18 protein-coding genes, 1 tRNA gene and 2 pseudogenes are annotated in these 18107 nt (G+C 37.6%); 14 read left to right on the forward strand and 7 right to left on the reverse strand.

The window, feature by feature from the left end; all coding sequences use genetic code 11:
• Positions 1 to 324: 324 nt before the first annotated feature.
• Complete coding sequence (locus tag AAZO_RS23840; protein WP_013193130.1) at positions 325 to 837, forward strand: hypothetical protein; 513 nt, start codon at positions 325 to 327, stop codon at positions 835 to 837.
• Positions 838 to 902: 65 nt separating this feature from the next.
• Here AAZO_RS23840 and AAZO_RS23845 read toward each other — a convergent pair whose 3' ends face one another.
• Positions 903 to 1481: a thioredoxin family protein gene (locus AAZO_RS23845; RefSeq protein ID WP_013193131.1), complete on the reverse strand. Its 579-nt coding sequence runs from the start codon at positions 1479 to 1481 to the stop codon at positions 903 to 905.
• Between the two features lie 129 nt (positions 1482 to 1610).
• On the reverse strand, positions 1611 to 1826 hold the full coding sequence (locus AAZO_RS23850) for a chlorophyll a/b-binding protein (protein ID WP_013193132.1): 216 nt from the start codon (positions 1824 to 1826) through the stop codon (positions 1611 to 1613).
• Positions 1827 to 2186: 360 nt separating this feature from the next.
• On the opposite strand from AAZO_RS23850, the gene AAZO_RS23855 reads away from it, so the two are divergent.
• From AAZO_RS23855 to AAZO_RS23870, 4 genes are all read left to right on the forward strand, one after another.
• Positions 2187 to 3680, forward strand: coding sequence for a thymidylate synthase (locus AAZO_RS23855; protein WP_013193133.1), 1494 nt, complete (start codon positions 2187 to 2189; stop codon positions 3678 to 3680).
• Positions 3681 to 3752: 72 nt separating this feature from the next.
• Positions 3753 to 4022, forward strand: a complete 270-nt coding sequence (locus AAZO_RS23860) for a hypothetical protein (RefSeq protein WP_041642040.1) — start codon at positions 3753 to 3755, stop codon at positions 4020 to 4022.
• Positions 4023 to 4910: 888 nt separating this feature from the next.
• Positions 4911 to 5141, forward strand: coding sequence for a hypothetical protein (locus tag AAZO_RS40165; RefSeq protein WP_228371394.1), 231 nt, complete (start codon positions 4911 to 4913; stop codon positions 5139 to 5141).
• A gap of 57 nt (positions 5142 to 5198) precedes the next feature.
• The gene (locus AAZO_RS23870; protein ID WP_013193134.1) at positions 5199 to 5783 is read left to right on the forward strand and encodes a deoxycytidylate deaminase; all 585 of its coding nucleotides are present in this window, start codon (positions 5199 to 5201) and stop codon (positions 5781 to 5783) included.
• Between the two features lie 62 nt (positions 5784 to 5845).
• Here the strand turns inward: AAZO_RS23870 and AAZO_RS23875 are convergent.
• Positions 5846 to 5918: transfer RNA gene (locus AAZO_RS23875), tRNA-Arg, on the reverse strand.
• A 361-nt stretch (positions 5919 to 6279) separates the two neighbouring features.
• On the opposite strand from AAZO_RS23875, the gene AAZO_RS23880 reads away from it, so the two are divergent.
• The 4 genes from AAZO_RS23880 to cutA all read left to right on the forward strand — a co-directional run bounded on the left by AAZO_RS23880 (position 6280) and on the right by cutA (position 9284).
• Complete coding sequence (locus AAZO_RS23880; protein ID WP_013193136.1) at positions 6280 to 6939, forward strand: Npun_F0813 family protein; 660 nt, start codon at positions 6280 to 6282, stop codon at positions 6937 to 6939.
• A 141-nt stretch (positions 6940 to 7080) separates the two neighbouring features.
• Entirely contained in the window at positions 7081 to 7959 is an 879-nt protein-coding gene (locus AAZO_RS23885; RefSeq protein WP_013193137.1) for a hypothetical protein, read from the forward strand.
• Positions 7960 to 7977: 18 nt separating this feature from the next.
• Positions 7978 to 8985: a transposase gene (locus AAZO_RS23890; RefSeq protein ID WP_041642046.1), complete on the forward strand. Its 1008-nt coding sequence runs from the start codon at positions 7978 to 7980 to the stop codon at positions 8983 to 8985.
• Positions 8986 to 8990: 5 nt separating this feature from the next.
• Entirely contained in the window at positions 8991 to 9284 is a 294-nt protein-coding gene (gene cutA, locus AAZO_RS23895; RefSeq protein WP_013193139.1) for a divalent-cation tolerance protein CutA, read from the forward strand.
• A 56-nt stretch (positions 9285 to 9340) separates the two neighbouring features.
• On the opposite strand, the pseudogene AAZO_RS23900 reads toward cutA, so the two are convergent.
• A pseudogene (locus AAZO_RS23900) lies at positions 9341 to 10349 on the reverse strand (ADP-ribosylglycohydrolase family protein).
• A gap of 241 nt (positions 10350 to 10590) precedes the next feature.
• Here AAZO_RS23900 and AAZO_RS23905 point away from each other — a divergent pair.
• The 4 genes from AAZO_RS23905 to AAZO_RS23915 all read left to right on the forward strand — a co-directional run bounded on the left by AAZO_RS23905 (position 10591) and on the right by AAZO_RS23915 (position 14275).
• Positions 10591 to 11127 (forward strand): autotransporter outer membrane beta-barrel domain-containing protein, encoded by a 537-nt coding sequence (locus tag AAZO_RS23905; RefSeq protein WP_013193140.1) that lies wholly within the window; start codon positions 10591 to 10593, stop codon positions 11125 to 11127.
• 338 nt (positions 11128 to 11465) lie between these two features.
• Positions 11466 to 13379: a sulfite reductase, ferredoxin dependent gene (gene sir / locus AAZO_RS23910; protein ID WP_013193141.1), complete on the forward strand. Its 1914-nt coding sequence runs from the start codon at positions 11466 to 11468 to the stop codon at positions 13377 to 13379.
• A gap of 281 nt (positions 13380 to 13660) precedes the next feature.
• Positions 13661 to 13792: a hypothetical protein gene (locus AAZO_RS41855; RefSeq protein ID WP_266887122.1), complete on the forward strand. Its 132-nt coding sequence runs from the start codon at positions 13661 to 13663 to the stop codon at positions 13790 to 13792.
• Between the two features lie 255 nt (positions 13793 to 14047).
• Positions 14048 to 14275: a hypothetical protein gene (locus tag AAZO_RS23915; protein ID WP_013193142.1), complete on the forward strand. Its 228-nt coding sequence runs from the start codon at positions 14048 to 14050 to the stop codon at positions 14273 to 14275.
• Positions 14276 to 14326: 51 nt separating this feature from the next.
• Here AAZO_RS23915 and AAZO_RS44335 read toward each other — a convergent pair whose 3' ends face one another.
• Complete coding sequence (locus AAZO_RS44335; protein WP_013193143.1) at positions 14327 to 14578, reverse strand: hypothetical protein; 252 nt, start codon at positions 14576 to 14578, stop codon at positions 14327 to 14329.
• Between the two features lie 115 nt (positions 14579 to 14693).
• Positions 14694 to 16302: pseudogene (locus AAZO_RS44340) on the reverse strand (IS1634 family transposase).
• A gap of 486 nt (positions 16303 to 16788) precedes the next feature.
• On the opposite strand from AAZO_RS44340, the gene AAZO_RS35900 reads away from it, so the two are divergent.
• Positions 16789 to 16929 (forward strand): hypothetical protein, encoded by a 141-nt coding sequence (locus tag AAZO_RS35900; protein WP_013193144.1) that lies wholly within the window; start codon positions 16789 to 16791, stop codon positions 16927 to 16929.
• Positions 16930 to 17500: 571 nt separating this feature from the next.
• Here AAZO_RS35900 and leuD read toward each other — a convergent pair.
• A complete protein-coding gene (leuD, locus tag AAZO_RS23925; protein ID WP_013193145.1) occupies positions 17501 to 18106 on the reverse strand; it encodes a 3-isopropylmalate dehydratase small subunit in 606 nt (201 codons plus the stop codon).
• Between the last annotated feature and the right edge of the window lies 1 nt (position 18107).

Consider the following 18107-nt stretch of genomic DNA (forward strand, 5'->3'; position numbering starts at 1 on the left):
CTGGTGAATTCCTTCCTAGTATCCTATCGCTTTTCGTGCCTCAACCATGAATTTTTGCTCTCCTTAAGTTCTGGCTATATTCTGAGAGTCTTGAGAAAAATATTCACAACCTTGATTTATCGACTAATTATCTCTAAAAAAAGCATCATTTTTATTGTTTAGCTTTAATTTACACCTTTTTGCATATTGACTTGTCCAGATTAACAAATTACTAGATTCGGTTAATATTAAGCAGGTTTTACTATTTAGTTGTTTAAACTAACTTTTTAGCTCACCTAATGTTCATTTGATTTTATTCAACGGCTTCTCACACTTATTGCTCTCATGCTCACCCATCACCGCAAACCTGTTTGTTTATCCATTATTTCCACTGACTTGCCAGTCTGGTCTGTAGTTGAAACTGCCGGGACATTGTATCAAAAAGATACTGAGCGATTTCATTTACTATTGACTGCACCACCTCTAATTAGTTGTGAAGTAGGAAGTTTACTCAGTCCAGAAGATCCCCTTCCTCAAACTCAAAAAAATTTTGACACTCCCACCAGTCCCAGAATTTTGTGGTTGGAGATTTCACCTTACCGAGTAATTATGACTATGCAAGGTAACACTCAAGTAAGTTACCGACATTTCTGGGAAAAAGGTGTTTATGGCATTAGTCGTTATTGGTTGCCCAATGAGTCTTTACAACCGCAGAAACCAATTCGTTTACGTAATTTTACGAATACTCTAGACATCACCGGAAGAATTATACCAGAAAATTTACGGCTTGAGTATGAATTGTGGTCAGAGAAAATCCAACTAGGACGCTATATCCTCAATTTGGAAATTGATCATTGAACATCAGTTATCAGTTATCAGTTATCAGTTGTTATTTTCCCCTACTGCTCCCTACAACCTATTCCTTACTGATAATTAGGTTCGTTTCCTGATTTCCATTTAATGTTGCAACCAATACTCGGTTGTTGTTCATTTGTAATGGCTTGATCAGCCAACACAGCTTCAATCGCTGCTCGCAAATCTGCACCTGTTACGGGTTTGTTGTTACTGGGGCGGCTATCATCTAATTCTCCGCGATAAACTAGTCTTCTTTCCTGATCAAATAGAAAAAAATCCGGTGTGCAAGCTGCTGTGTAAGCTTTCGCTATTGCTTGGGTTTCGTCGTAGCACAAAGGAAACTTAAATTCCAACTCAGTGGACATTTCTTTCAATGATTCCGGTGCATCATTTGGATAATTTTTAGCATCATTAGCACTAATACCTATAATCCCTAAATCGGTGTTGAAGTAATCCTTTCCTAATTGTGCTAATTCTGTTTGAATATGGTTTACAAATGGACAGTGCCGACAAATAAACATCACTAACAGTGCTTTTTTATTTGCAAAATTAGCTAGCGAAATTATTTCTCCAGATCCAACTTCTGGTAGATAAAAATCTGGTGCCTTAGTACCTAGAGATAACATCGTTGAAGCAGTTAAAACCATAGATTCCCCCCTGTACTTACTACTTATAGTATAGCATTGAATTCCCTCAAAAGTTCCCAAAATTAAAGACGGAAAAATTCCCATCTCTCTGGTTTATACAACTTTATATAACGCAATTTTTAATGATTTTTAAAGTCTTGCTAAAAGACCTAAAGCACCGTGTCCTGTCAATACTTCTAATCCTATCAAAGATACAAATCCAATCATTGCTAGCCGACCGTTAAGTAGTTCTGCATAGGTTGTGAATCCTGTGTGATCGCCTTGTTCGTCTACATATATCTTTGGCTCAACTGCAAAGCTGTTCCTTTTACCTTGGTCGTCTATCATAGAACCGCTTCCACGCATGATTTTATTTCCATAATTTTGCCTATGTAAAGAAATATAACAATTAAATCAATACTTTACAAGTATTTTCAGCTACCACCAAGTTTCACCCGTTTGCAGTATAACAACTTACATTAAAGATGGTATTGAGATCCAGGTCTGACGCAAATGGCATATTACTAAGGTGGGTCAGACCTAGGAATTGCTTAGTATCAACAGATTTTCTACATCTGACGTACCCTACAAGCAACTTGAGTGTGACACTTGCGTAAATCTTTAGATAGAATCTAAATTGCTAAATAAAAGTTAAGATTTGTGAAAGTAAAAACATTGATCTATCAGAGTAATGTTATCTTAAGAAGATTTTACCTTTAGCTAAAGATGACACACACAGGTCAAACAACTCAATTTCGTTACACAGCCCAACATAAGCCTAACCAGTTGATTTATGGAAATGGGCAAACAGCAGTAATTACAGGGTGGACAGTCAAGCAAGCGATCACTAAACACCTGCAACCCTCAGATTACGCCGTTATCGGTCAGTTGTACTCTCCCACCAGAGGGATAAATTTACTCATCCGTAATTTATTATTAAATCCCCATGTTCGTTATTTAGTAATTCTTAACGCCACCAAAGAAGATAAAAACGCAGGTGCTTCTCAATGCTTACTCGACTTTTTTCACAATGGTGTTGAAGAAAGTTTAAGTGACACCGGACGTAAATCCTGGAAAATTCTTTCTGCCATTCCTGGTTATATTGAAATTGATATTGATATTAATTCCTTAGGAAAACTCAGACATTCAATAGAAGTTCAAGAAGCTAAATCAATTACACAAGCAGTTAATTTAGTTAAAAAGTACTCTCAAAGAGAAATAATTGAGCCTTGGGGATTTCCATTAGAATTTCCCATGTCTACCGTTGAACCCACAGTTTTACCTGGTTCACGTTATGGACATCGCATAGAAGGTAAAACCATAGCTGAAACTTGGGTAAAAATTATTCATCGCATTAAAACCACAGGCACAATAAGACCAACTGGCTATGATGGCAAATGGCAAGAATTAATAGATATGATAGCAGTTATCACCGATGAACCTGCTGATTTTTATTTTCCTGAACCAAATTATTTACCAATTCATAGAAGCTTTCTAGAACAATATATTTCTCAAATTTTAGATGATTCACCTAATCGTGAAGGAGTGAAATATACCTATGGTCAACGTTTGCGTTCTTGGTTTGGACGAGATCAAATTGAGCAGGTGGTTAATAAATTAGTTGGAGAAATTGATGCGGCTAGTGCAGTCATGACATTATGGGATGTAAAAGATCATGATCAAGGTGGCAGTCCTTGTTTGAATCATATTTGGCTGAGAATTGTTGATAATGAATTATCACTAACTGCGACTCTCAGAAGTAATGATATGTTTGCCGCTTGGCCTGCAAATGCAATGGGATTAAGAGCTTTGCAAAAACATATTAGAGATGAAATTGCTAAACGTTCTGAATATGATTTGAAAATGGGACCACTAATAACTCTGAGTCAGTCAGCTCATATATATGATGATACTTGGAGCAATGCAGAACAACTGATTCAAGAACAATATGTGGCTATTTGCAGGAACATAGATTACTATGATCCCACAGGAAACTTTTTAATTGAAATTGCAGATGGTCAAATTGTTGTCACACATACAACCCCCGGTAGTGGGGAGATTGTCGGTTGCTACTATGGTAAAAATGCTCTAAAATTAGTCAGAGAAATTTGTGCTGCTTCCCCTGCAATACGTCCAGATCATGCTGCATATTTAGGTTTGGAATTGCAAAAAGCGGCAGACTGTATTAAACTTGACAAGTCATATATTCAAGATAAGTAACTGGTAACAAGCAACCTTGTTGCGAATGGTTGTACAAAATTCTAATGATATCTAAAGCCCAGGGAGTATTTCATGTCAGTTTTGAGTGATCGGGATATTATTAGGGAGCTTGGTAAAGGAAGAGTTTTTCATCCTCTTAAACCAGCTAGCATTAAAGCCTCTGATTTATGTCTAACGGCTAGTGAGTATGCTTATGCAATTGGACTAAAAAAATGCTTACCAATAGATAAAGAAGCAAAGCAAGATAACCCTAATCAAGAACAGAAGTTTTTCTACATACCCCCAAAAGATACTACTCTAGTATGGACTGATGAATCTCTCTGGCTTAGTAATCTATTTTGAGGTCCACTTTATTCTGTGGTTGATAGAGTTTCAGTTGGTTTAGGACATATTGGTACAAGAGTAAATCCTAACTGGTCAGGTGTTCCTTGTATAGCCATTCATAATTTTTCAGAGGAAGCCATTAGAGTTAATGTAAGAGATGTTCAAAGCCCAATTGCCAAATAGGCAATTGAAAAATTAAGTCCTAAAACCTTAACTGAACCCAATTCGGATAATCCCGCAACACTAGATGTACTTCGTGGACAGCGTCATCGTAATGAAATTGATGATTATTTTAGTCACAGAGAAAATAGTTGGATTAGAAATAATACTGGACTCCTAAATAAACTGATGCTGGAATCAGAAGAAAAAACTTAAAGTAGGTATTCAAGATACATTGCTTAGTTTTTTAGGTTCAGATGAGCAGGTAAGATGGACAGCACTAAGTGCAATTGCAGCCTGATTAGCAGTAATTATTTCAGCTATTGCCCTATTTAAACCTTCATCTTCATATACCTCCAACTTAAATATGTTTCTTAGACAGATAAAAACACAAATTCATCCAATAGTTAATTCAGCCACACGCAAATAAAAATAATAACCTCTATGTTTTGCAGAAAGATATTGATAATTTGAATCACTGATTTTTGTGATAAAACTTAGTTGTCTGTTTTTGTGCTAAAAGGTAAGTAGTAGAAATGTACAAAGTGTATGTGTCCGGTGCGCGGATTGATGTGAAAAATCCAGCAGAAACTAAAGCATTTTATGAGAAAATAGGCTTGGTTTGTGAAGAAATTTTCTTCAAGCTTATGAACCATATTTACACACTGATCCAGTAAATAATCCTGATATTACTCCTCGTGAAGTTTTCGAGCAATATAAGCATCAGGTCAGCATATCAGATCAGACTTGATTATTGCTTATCTTGGTTTCCTTTCTTTCGGTGTAGGAATGGAATTAGCTTATGCAGAAAATAACAAAATTCCTATTATTATGTACGAAAGAAGTAAAAGGATATCAAGATTTCCTCGTGGTATTCCCACTGTGATTACTGAGATTCAATTTAATGACTGTGAAGATGCTTTAAATCAATTGAAACCCGTTTTATTAAAGTGGAATCTATTAAAGTGGCAAAAATAGCGTCTAGGATTTTTGTTGTCACTACAGCAGTAGAATAAAGTTTAAAATTAACAAACTATGCAGGATATTGACTCATCTAACGAATACCATCAAAGACCAACTTGGGATGAATACTTTCTCATGTTGGCTAAACTAGCAGCGACTCGCTCAACTTGTATAGCTTTTCCAGTGGGTGCTGTAATTGTTAAAAATAAGCAAGTCGTAGCCACAGGTTATAATGGTTCACCATCTGGTTCAGCCCATTGTACATCTCAAGGATATTGCTATCCAGGGCTAACTAGTTGTGATGCAAGTAAGACCTTACCATCAAGGGCTGTACACGCCGAAGCAAATGCGATCGCACAAGCCGCAAACTATGGTATATCTACATATGGTGCTAGTATATATGTAACCTTGGAACCTTGTTTATCTTGTTTAAAGTTAGTTATCTCCGCTGGAATTAAAGAAGTATTTTATGAAACTTCTTTTAATAGTGGAGAAAAAGCCTTAGTGAGAGATTCATTCGTCAACGAAGGTTTAGTTACTATCAATCAGGTTAAGCTTTCTGAAGTTATAGCCCAAAAAGCAGCTTCGTTTTTGCTAACCTCGACATCTATAAGTAATATCGGTATATTACAAAGTTCCCAGGAAAAGCTTTTGTAATTTAGCCTACATTAGCCCATGTCATTACTTAAAGAGCTTTGAGGGTACATCTTAAATTAAAACGAGCGCGGCAGGGTTCGAACCTGCGACCGATTGCTTAGAAGGCAATTGCTCTATCCACTGAGCTACGCGCCCAAGACCAAATATCTGGCTTCTCAAAAAGCCATCATACACCATGATATCTCTTTTTCCTAGTAACAAGCAAGATAAAATTAAAAATTTCCCAATATCAACACTAATTCCCTAGTCGTTAGTCAGTCGATGTACACTAAAAACTAACCAAATGGCAGATTTCAGATATATTGTGATGTCAAGGGGTAATTTGCTCATATCAACTAATGCCATTTTCTGCATAAGTTCGTAAAGCATTTGGCAATTGCCTAATTTTACCCCACCATAACCATAATATAAATAATTATACTTTTGGCAATCTTGCCCAAGTCCATGACATATCCCTTGTCAAAACAGCCCCTGTGAGGAGTTATTTGCTAGTGCCATGTTTATTCTTAAACGCCAGGATGTTGAAATATCAACAATTCAGCACCCAACGCGGGATCAGCAGGTGCCGATCCTCCATTATCAGGGGCAAACTTTTCGCCTGATAAGTGTTTTAAAAGCCAGTCAAGAGGTTGAAGCCAAAGCTTTGTGGAGATCCCTCACAGACAATCGTGGTAAAGCCTGTGTCTTACTAGAAGAACCAGAACGTTATAGCGTCTGGGGTAAAATCCGCTTGGAACAGCTAGAAAATGACACAGGTAGGCATAGCAACACGGAAATTTTGACGTTGGCTAGTATTCTACTACTGCAAGCCGTTTATCTAGACATTGAAGATTTATTAGGCAATCGGCAAGCTAGTTTATTTGAAAAAGAGATAACGGGGATATTACAACAAAAGCAATTTCCTCAAGCGTCTTCTTTAGAGTCAGCCAAATCTATGATAACTGTGGAGCCTTCACAAATGCCCAAATTGCCTACTTGGCAAGAAACTCATGTGATTATTCTCCTGGAAGAGCTACATCGACTAGGAAAAACATATTTTGGTGATACCAACTTTGCCCGTCAATTAGAGGATCGATTACAAGATATGCCAGAAGAAGAGCGATTAGTATTTATCGGTTGGTTAAATCAATCTCCACTAGGTAAACTTTGGCAGTAGCATGGATATTATTTGCTCACCAACCATCCATTAGTCGTGGTTTTGGTGAAAAATCCTATGCTCTATCTAGTCAACTGTTGTCTGTAACACAATCAATTCCGCCAAAAATATTGCTAAAGTGCATTTACCTAGTTGAAACCTATGAGTAAATCTGACGACAATTCGTACCGTTCAAAGTCCATTTTCTCTACTCCAAACATCATCTTGCTTGGCATTAGCTGGTCTGTGTTAGCTCTGTTATACTTTTTGTTGTTTAGCGCTAAAATACCAGGGTCAAATAACACAGAAATCCGTGGTAATTGGTACGTCTTAGGAACAAATATTTTTGAAGCTTTGGCTTACTTGGGTGCAGGTGTATTATGCTTAAGAAACTGGCGCAGCACTCAAATTGTCAGTAGTCGAAAGGTTTGGCTCTTGATCGGCTTGGGTATGATTGCTTATTGCGTTGGAGGCATATTTTTCGGCTACACAGAAGTAGTGTTAAAGCAAGATCCAGAAGTGTCTCTAGGGGATGTGTTTTTTGTACTGACTTACTTATTTCTCGGCGCTGGTATGGCTTTAGCTTTGTTTTCACGGCGCATCAATCTAGAAAAATTGCAGTGGCTGATTGTAGCCTCAATTGGAGTGTTAGGAAGTTTTGTAGCCTGGTCGATTTCTCAGACAAATAAGGGACCGGCCGAGGGACTTGCTCCTATTTATCAACAAATTGCTTTTGTTTTGAATTGGTTCTATATAGTTAGTGATGTACTGCTATTAATTATTGCGACTATTATGTTGCTGGCTTTTTGGGGAGGAAAAGTTTCTCTCTCCTGGAGAATGATTGCAGCAGCGGCATTTTCGCTATACATTGCAGATATGTGGTTTAAATATGCCACTAATTATCTTCCAGATTATCAAAGTGGAGACATACTAGAAGTTTTCTGGGTATTTAGTGGAGTGTTATTTGGTATGGGCGCTACTTTGGAATATGAAGCATCATTAAGCCTTAAGCGACGTACAAGTGGACGCAAACGAACTTAGCAAATTTTGGTGTCTACCGTGAGAAAATTAACAGATTCTGACAAACAAGAAATTCTCAAGTTATATAGAGAGACTGCCGAAACTACTTCGACTTTGGCAGAACGGTATGGAGTGAGTAACTCAACAATTAGCAGACTGCTCAAAAGTACCTTACCTGAAGAAGATTACGAATACCTTGTTTCTTTAAAACGTGCTGCTAGAACCCCTGAAGGCAGAGCACAGGTAAGTTACGAGCAGTTACCTCTGTTGAGTCAACCACAGATAGAGACAGCAACTCTAAGCAGTAATAGGCCCCGCTTAGAGTTGCTTCATCTTGAACCAGAGAAGCCAGCGATAGAAGAACTTCCTAAGTCTGAGACGATTCCACCACCCATTCCGGCTATTAGACGGGTGAAAACGCGCTCCTCAGCCACGGAAAAAGCAGGGACGGAAAAACCAGGGACGGAAAAACTGAAACTACCAGTAGTTAAAGAAATAGAAATCGTTAGACATAGACCGACTGAACTCCCCAGCATCCCTAGAACAATTCTAGAGGATGAAGAGCCGGAGGCAAGCGTTATTGGAGATTTATTCGACGATGATTTGCTGGATGAGTCTGATGATTTGGATGATTTAGATGACGATTTGTATGAAGATGATGAGGACTTTGAGGATGAAGACTTTGAGGAGCACAAACCCTTAGTCACAAAACGTAGACCAGGGGAAGTAGCTGTTCAAGTTTTACCTTTGTCTGTGGCACATTTGCCGAAAACTTGCTATTTGGTAATTGACCGTTCTGCGGAATTAATTACCAGACCACTCAAGGATTTTGGGGATTTGGGTCTGATTCCTACTATCGAAACTCAACAGAAAACTCTGCCAGTTTTTGATAATCATCGAGTTGCTAAACGCTTCTCTACTAAGCGCGATCGCGTGATTAAAGTTCCTGACAGTAGAATGCTGCATAAGGCTAGTACCCATCTACAAGCCAAAGGCATTACCCGACTGTTGATTGATGGCCAGGTTTACTCCTTGTCTCTAGTTTAGCAAAAATGCAGCAACCAACTGGTTATGGTGTAGTATTGGTGACAGTTGCTTCTGAGCAGGAAGCTAAAGCGATCTTACAAGCAGTTGTCAAAGCTAAACTCGCGGCTGCGGTCAGTCTGTCACCTATCCACTCTATTTACAGATGGCAAGGAGAAATCCACAAGGAGAATGAATGGCCGTTGGTGATGAAAAGAAATTTGGCGCTATTCTCAACTTTAGAAGCCAAAATCACAGAGCTCCATTCTTATCAACTCCCAGAAATCATTGCTCTACCGATTCTGCTCTCTAGTCCTAGCTAGCAACAATGGATCAATGAACAAGTGCAAATAGAGTGAGTATTCTTCCTCAGAGCAGTCTAATAGGTAGTAAAACACCCGTTACGAAGGACAGAAACACCCCTTTCCCTACACCCTGATTTAGAGTGCCTTAGGGAGACACGATTTGCCAAGTCTATAATGTCCGATTTGCGGGCAATTTGCTCCAGCCATTCGGTAGGAATATTTGCCACACGGTAATGAATTCCCGCTAAACCACCAGTTACCGCCCCAGTAAGTAGTATCCGTATCCCCCCTAAGTTGACAGATATGAGTACAGCTTGGGCGTAGGATGAGCTATTTAATAAACACCATAAAGATGCTTCCAGGGTGTCAATCACATAACCGCCAGAGTTAATCTCTTCGATGGGTATTCGGGCAATTTCATCACTGAAAACTCTATCAAAATGGGGTTTCTCTAAAGCATATTCACTACTAGAATAAAGGGATTGAATCTTGTCTAAGCCTTGCAAATAAGCGGGTTTGGGTTTCAGTGCTGCCAATAACTGCACAGCAATACTAATATAAATCCCACGAGCCATTTGGGAACTGAGATGGGTGTGAGTAATGCAAGAAACTTGATGTACTCGTTCTATCAGTTCCTGGAAAGTCCAAGTCTGATAAAAATAAGCCATTGGCAAAATCCGCATCAAACAACCATTGCCATTACTATTTTCACCAGTACCTCCTGCTTTTAGAGGTGATACACCTTGATGGCAATTAACAACAGGTTGTCTTGTAGTGCCACCAATATCGAAGACTTCACTGTAAGCGCCCCAGTAACCTTCTTTGTACCAACGCCAGAAGGACTTGGCTATATATAATAGCATGGAGAGAAAATCCCTCATAAAGACATTCTGCTAAACACAAAGTTAGTGAACTGTCATCTGACCAAGTTCCAGGTGGTTGATCCCACGTACCATAACCCAACATTGATGTGACTGGAGATTTTAGGCGTTCAGCACGGCTTGTAAACTCCACGGGTACACCCAATGCATCTCCGACACATACACCGATTAAACCCGACAATACGTTTTCAGTCGTTACCATGATTCAATTTCCAGGAAAATTGCTAGTAAATCTCTGAATCTGGAATACTAGGCTCTAGATGTGTAATTATAATTGTTGATTCAAAATGATTCAAAAATTTACTTCTCCCACTTAATCTTCCATAGATTGCATCAATAGGAACAAACAATAACTGTAGTAAATTTTAAAATCATCTGGAACATTTTTAGCTGATATTCGACCTAGAATTTAACAGTAAAACTTCTAAAATTAGGTGAAAATTATGAAACGCTTTCTCAAGTCTTTAGTTACAATTTCTGCTTTATCTTCCTTAGTAATTATTCCTGCATTTCTGTCTGTTGGTAGAGCTTCTGCTGAAACACAAAAAGGCACAGATGCTAGTTATATTGGTGCTGGTGTAGCTGCTGGTGTTACCAATGGTGGAAAAAGTGGTGATGCGGCTACCTTTGGTGGAAGTATTACAGGTCGTGTCAAATTGGGCAATACTCCTTTTTCTGCACGGGGTAATGTCCTTTGGAGTGATGAAACCAGTGCGATCATTCCTGAAGTTTCTGTAGATTTACCCATTGCTAATAAAACAAATGCCTTTATCACTGGTGGCTATTCTTTTGTAGAGTCAGATGGTAAACCAACTCCCATTGGTAACAGAGATGCTGTAGTTGTAGGTGCAGGGATGGAATCTGAAGTTACTAAAAATTTCCTAGTCTACACTAACGCTAAAGTAGGACTCGGTGCTTACCAAAATAGTGATGCTTCTGCTGTTAGCATCAATGGTGGTATCGGCTATCGTTTTCGGTAAAAAGTTAGCTGAGTTGCTAACTTAGTCTGATAGAATATATATCCTCAGTAAGTTGGTGCAATTCAAGTTTATAGATACTGTTGACCTAAGACTATGTTCATAGTCTTAGGTCAACAGGAGAAAGCAAAAATATGTTGTGTTTAATTACACCTATTTACTGTTGATGCTGGTTTTATTAAGTGTTACATCACTAATAAAGCCAGCATTTCACCGTGTTAAGATTAAATTATTCTTCATAATCCCGACCGGATTTTCGGTGTTTTACCAGCTGAATAAGGTATTTTTCAATTCCTAAATTTGGCTTTAACTCGTGCATTATTGACAAACATACTACTGTAATGGTTAACACTGCTCCTACCTCTCTGACCAACCGCAAGCCTTCCAGAGTTGAAGGTATCAAAGAAAATAGTAATTTTTTGCGTGAACCTGTAGCAACAGAAATTCTTCAGGATACAACCCACTTTAGTGAAGATGCGGTGCAGATTCTGAAGTTTCATGGGTCTTATCAACAGGATAACCGTGATAATCGTGCTAAGGGACAGGAGAAAGATTACCAAATGATGCTGCGGACAAAAAATCCTGGTGGGTTAGTACCACCGCAGCTTTATTTGGCTTTGGATCAGTTGGCGGATGAATATGGTAATCATACGTTAAGAGCTACAACTCGTCAGGGTTTTCAGATTCACGGGATTTTGAAAAAGAATCTGAAAAGTACGATCACTACAATTGTTGGAAACTTGGGTTCAACGTTGGGTGCTTGTGGTGACATCAACCGCAACGTTATGGCTCCCGCTGTACCTTTTAAAAATCGCCCAGAATATCTGTATGCTTGGGAATATGCCCAAAATCTCGCTGATTTGCTCTCACCCCAAACTGGTGCTTATTATGAGATTTGGTTGGATGGGGAAAAAGCCATTAGTGCGGAAGAGCATCCAGATGTGAAAGCAGCTAGGGAAAAGAATGGTAATGGTACTATTATTCATGATTCCGTAGAACCAATTTATGGTACTCACTATATGCCCCGCAAATTTAAAATTTGCGTGACTGTTCCTGGTGATAATTCCGTTGATTTGTATTCCCAAGATTTGACTTTGGTCGTAATGACCAATAAGAAAGGGGAACTCCAAGGTTTTAATGTTTTTGCGGGTGGTGGTTTAGGAAGAAACCACAATAAAGAAGAAACTTTTGCGCGACTAGCTGACCCAATTTGCTATGTGGTCAAAGATGATGTTTATGATATCGTTAAGGCGATTGTTGCGACTCAGAGAGATTATGGTGATCGCACAGACCGAAGACACGCCAGATTAAAATATTTAATCAATGATTGGGGTATAGATAAATTCCGCGCTAAAGTCGAAGAATACTTTGGTAAATCTGTCGAACCGTTTAAAGAATTACCCAAGTTCAAATATCAAGATTTCCTGGGCTGGAATGAACAGGGCGACGGTAAACTATTCATAGGGATTTCCATTGATAATGGTCGGGTAAAAGATGAAGGTAAATTTCAACTGAAAACCGCTTTGCGGTCAATTGTTGAACAATTTAACTTACCCATCCGCCTCACACCTAACCAAAACCTGATTTTTTACGATATTCTACCGGAAGATAAAGAAGCTATTCAAGAGATTCTCGACAAGTGTGGTATTATCGTTGACCCTACGCAAATCGCAGCGTTAACCCGCTATGCTATGGCTTGTCCCGCTTTACCTACTTGTGGTTTAGCGATTACGGAATCAGAAAGGGCAATTCCTAGAATTTTAGAAAGAATCCGGGCTTTATTAGATAAACTGGGTTTACAAAAAGACCATTTTGTAGTAAGGATGACTGGTTGCCCTAACGGTTGCGCTCGTCCCTATATGGCAGAATTAGGGTTTGTGGGTAGTGCGCCGGAATCTTATCAACTTTGGTTGGGTGGTTCACCAGATCAAACACGGTTAGCACAACCTATCATTGAAAAATTACACGACAATGACATAGAAAGCTTTTTAGAGCCAATTTTTGTCTTGTTTAAGAAGTCGCGGAAGGGTAAAGAGAGTTTTGGTGATTTTTGTGATCGCACAGGTTTTGATGCTATCCGCGAATTTTCAGCTAACTACACACCGGGAGAACCTACCAGTAGCGGTAAATCTCGTCATCGGGTGAGTTTGCGAGATGATGTTTATCTGCAACTTAAGGAAACAGCAGAAAAGCAAGATCGGCCAATGACTGAGTTGGTACATGAGGCTTTAGATAAGTATTTCCAAAGCCTGTAGAAGGATATTTTCACGCAAAGACGCAAAGGCGCAAAGTTGTTTTTATGGTTTTTGCGTGAGATTAAATTAAAGTAACTGGGTTTTCCTCGAATCAATCTATAATATTGGCAATAGCACTAAGAGGCAAGGTAGTGGATTCAGAAAAACACAATCAAGAACAAAGTATGATATAGATAATCAAATCTGGTGAATTAAATAGTATTTACTTCAACGAGTTTGCTATTGGAGTATCTAAAAGTGATACTTTAATTTCATTAAGACGCAATGGAAAAGCAGAAGCGGTGCTCAATGCTTCTCACATTACTGCCAAATCACTTGTAAGCTCATTAGATAAAGCTTTGAAAGAATTTGAAGAAAAAACAAATGAAAAGATCCCAACTTCAGATGAGATTGAAAAATTAATGGAAGAGTAAGATGGAAGTAACCCCCAGTAGTCAACAATATCAAGAGTACCTCAGTCCCTCTTTCTTTTCATCTTTGTTTTCAGAAGAACCAAGATTTTTTATAGAAAAAAACATCTTTTTGGATTTCGTGTATTCAATGAAAATAAAGAAAATAAAATTTTACTAACAACCAACAAATCAATAAACATAATTGAAGAATATAACCCTTATAATCTCAAAAAACAAACCAAGAAATTAATTCAAATACATGAAATAGATAAATTATTGACCTTTGAAGAAATACTAGAATATAGTATTGATATTATTAAATTGAAAAATAATTATCTTTTAAACCGGATTAGCGAACTAAAAGATTTGTGCGATTCAGAAGAAGATTCTCATATTTCTTTGGAATCTTTTAAAGGAATGTTTTTATTTATTGAAACCATTGGAAATATTTCTAAACCTAGTAGTTTAACAGTAACTGAAAGTAGATTCTTTTATTTAGAATAGGAAAGAGATAGAAACAACTCAATAACTGTGCGGTTTAAAAAAGATTACTTTTTAGAGTATGTTATTTTTAAGCCCAGTTCGCATATAGCCCATATTCGGCACCATAAAGTGCCACAGAGAGAAATTACGGAGACAAAAAATCCAAGGGAGCATAAAAAGAAACATATACAGTGAAAAAAGGCATTGGAGAAACAGTAAAGCACCAAAAATAGCATCAAAAGCTATTCTCAATAAGGAGCAATAAGAAAGAACACCGCCCAGAGGAGTCAACAGATAAATGAAGATATTCAAGAGATAAATCATAACTTAGACTAATAGATTGAAGTAAAAAAAGAAATTATGGAAATAGTAAAATAGAGCTATAAATCAGAGAGATTAGGTTATTTTCTCATGGAGATTAAATTAATAGAGAAGAAAATTAGGTAAGTAATTGATAGTAGGGAAAACAATGCTCTGGTAAAAGATTCACAATGAAATCTCTCTCTTGAGTCCAGTAACAGATGTGTTTTTCTTGGTTAAGTGTAACTAAATGAATAGACTGAAAGCATGGAAAAATCCAGCGTAAAGTGGGGCAGTCAGTTGGTTTGCCCAATTGATTTTTTACTGTTGATTTAGACTCTCTCAAAGGGGTTGTAATTTGTCGTTGATCTAAAGTATAAACCAGCAGAGATAAACCCATAATCCATTCCCAGGGACTCTATTCTCTCTGGACTTTGTAGGAAAATACTGTCTGCAAAAAATAATGGGTCTTTGAGAAAAGCAAACCCTCTCTGGCAAGACTATTGAGTTTTATATTCACTCAAGATGGAGTCATGGGTAAGTTCATTTGAATCCAAAAGGTTTGTACCAATAATAAAAGGCCCTGTCCTCAGAAATTCTGTATTAATTTTACTTTCATTCTGGGAGAATGTAGCTGATATTTCAGAGGATATCTCTCCTGAACTATCTTTTTTCTTAGATTTGATTTGAGTAACGTTACTCTGGTTAATTTGGTGATATTTGAATTGTTTGAATAGTTTAGATAACCCCTTGATAGCATCAGCTTCACAAGCAAATTTTTCTGGTGATAACTTTTTCAGATCTTGCACAGCTTTTGATTGTGCCTTGGTAATTTCTTGTGAGAGTTTACCCAGGTCTGATTCTCTTCTTTCTTGACTTTGCACTACTAACCATCTTTGTTCTATTCCTGGATAATTTACTGTTTTTGAAGCTAGTTTATATCCGGGTAAGTTACTATCAACGAATTCTGGTTCTGGTAATGTTGATATTAATGATTGTGCTGATTCTACGCTTAATGCCACTGGATATAACCAGCTTAAATATGACATCATTTTCAGATTTGATTCTGTATATAAGGCCCAGTCTGCTACTATGAGACTGTTAACTTTTAGTTAAATTTTAATTGTTTTTGGTACTCTACTGCTATTTTAGCAAAGCATGATGAATCTGCTTGGTTTCCCGATGCTAGTATTAAAAATATATATTGGTATGTCTCCATCTCATGAACATATCATTTCTATGATGAACTGTTTTAACTCCGGTCTATGGTCACCAGAATAACCGTAGGTGATGGTTATTTCTTTTGGTGATTTTACTGCTAATTCTTCTATTTCTTGATTATTTCCTACTTTTTGACTCTCAAATATTACTTCTGGTAAGCTGGTATTATATTGCCAATGTATGTGCATTTATGATGAGTCTAGATGCCCTGCTCATAGGGATACTCCAAATTTTGGGGCTGCTTTTAAGGCGACAACAAAAAATATTCTATCCAATCCTTTTATAAATAGTTTATCCATGACTCTCCCCAGTTTATCGTCCTTGAGATGTTCTGGTGTTACTCCTGCTCCTATTAGATGGTCACAGGGGATTGTTTCAAAATCTTGGGGAAACATATATAAGGGTTTTTATACAAATCCTAACCCGTTGATTATCATGGGTTTTACTACATGACCCGGACTTACGTTCTCTCCAATTTCAAGGATTATTTCTACTACTCCTATGGCGTCTATTATTCCTGCTACTATGCCTCAATGGTATAGGTTTTGAATTTCCATTTTTTGAAGCTTTGATTTCACAACAGAATTATCCACAACTCCTGTTGTGATTAAATCATTTCTTCTTCTGTTCTAATTTAATTTTTAAATCATTAAATTTTCTTTTCTTTTATCTTGTTTACAAAACTTTATTCTCTCACTCTATTGCCATTTTAATGATACTATTCTCATTAAGCCTTTTCTTCCTTGCAGGAGCCTTAGTTCATATGTACTACTATCTGTGACAGTTAGGGTACAGTTAGGGTGCCGAAGGTGGGATATAGATAAACGAATTATTTTGAACGGTTCTATGTATATTATGGATATGATGAAATTTCTTAATGTAATGTATTTATATATAAATACATTACATTAAGAAATATAAATGAGGAAATATAAAAATGACAGAAATCGAAAACAGAAATCGAAATTGGTAATATTACCCGCTATTGTAAACCCCTAAGTCTAGATAATAGAATGCCACAAAGTTCTGCTTTTCCAAGACTAGAGGGAGAAGCATTGTTGTCTTTTTATTTGCTGGATTTTTTTCAGAAAGAAACTGAACTAGAAAATGTCATAGAACTCAAAAAGATATATGAAAGAAGAAACAACTTTTAATTGTAAACCTAATGGGTATTTTCCTGTTTTGAACATACAACAATCTAAACAATAGATAACAATCTAAACAATATATATTTGAAGAAATATCATCACAAATTTGCTAGAGAGAAAAAGATTTGCCTCATTGTGGTATTTTCCATGATACTGATGATCTTTTAATTGCAAAGTTACTGGCTCAATGCGTTTAGAATAATTAAATCATTAAAGATATCTCTGACTCAATAAGTTCAACCTAATCACAATCTAAAAGATCACAAAATGTCTTTGGTTAGTGATCGCCCTTCTCTTAGAGGGTTTTTGAAAAGTCATGCTGTAGCTTGGTTACCGCAGGGTAGGTAGCGCAGCGAAGTGAAGCAAGCATCTCAGATTAATTGCTCAAACCCTAGATTCTAGAGCCTCCGGCACGCTTCGCCTTCACGCAGTGTCCCAAAGGGATACGTTCCGCTTTGCTCCATTCAGAATTATAAATTATACCTTTTCTAACTTTTCAAACATCCTCTTAGAGAAACTTCCCAGACAATATTGTCATATTGTCTGGGAAGTTTCTCTAAGAGGAGAACCTGTTTATTTAAGCGGCTAACTTACCCCAACCAATGTAAGGTAATTGCGCTGCTATTGCTTTTACCTGTTCTGCATTGGCTACCAACTGTCCGCAAGCGTCCCAAGTTCCAGAAAGAAAAGCTGTTCTTGTTCCCTCACTCATTACGACTGGGGTGGTAAAATCTCCAATTTGCACTTGTAGATTTTCCACATCTATGGTTATATATGCTTGAGGGTTGGCTGTTACCAAGTCTTGCAGCTGTTTAACTGTTTCCCTTGGTGCCGTTACGCATGGTATCCCCATTGCGACACAGTTACCAAAGAAGATTTCCGCAAAACTTTCACCAATAACAGCTTTTATTCCCCATTTGGCTAAGGCTTGGGGCGCATGTTCTCTTGATGAACCACAGCCAAAGTTACGGTTAACTATTAAGACTTTTGCCCCTTGATATTCGGTTTGGTCAAATGGGTGTTCACCGTTTAAAGCTTTTCTATCGTCGATAAATACGCCTTCTCCTAAGCCATCAAAGGTGACTGCTTTTAGGTAGCGGGCGGGTATAATTCTGTCTGTGTCGATGTCGTTACCAATGAGAGGAAGGGCGTTACCAGAGATTTGTTTTACTTCACTTACCATA

Origin of the sequence: 'Nostoc azollae' 0708 (assembly GCF_000196515.1) — a bacterium.
GTDB classification, from domain to species: domain Bacteria; phylum Cyanobacteriota; class Cyanobacteriia; order Cyanobacteriales; family Nostocaceae; genus Trichormus_B; species Trichormus_B azollae.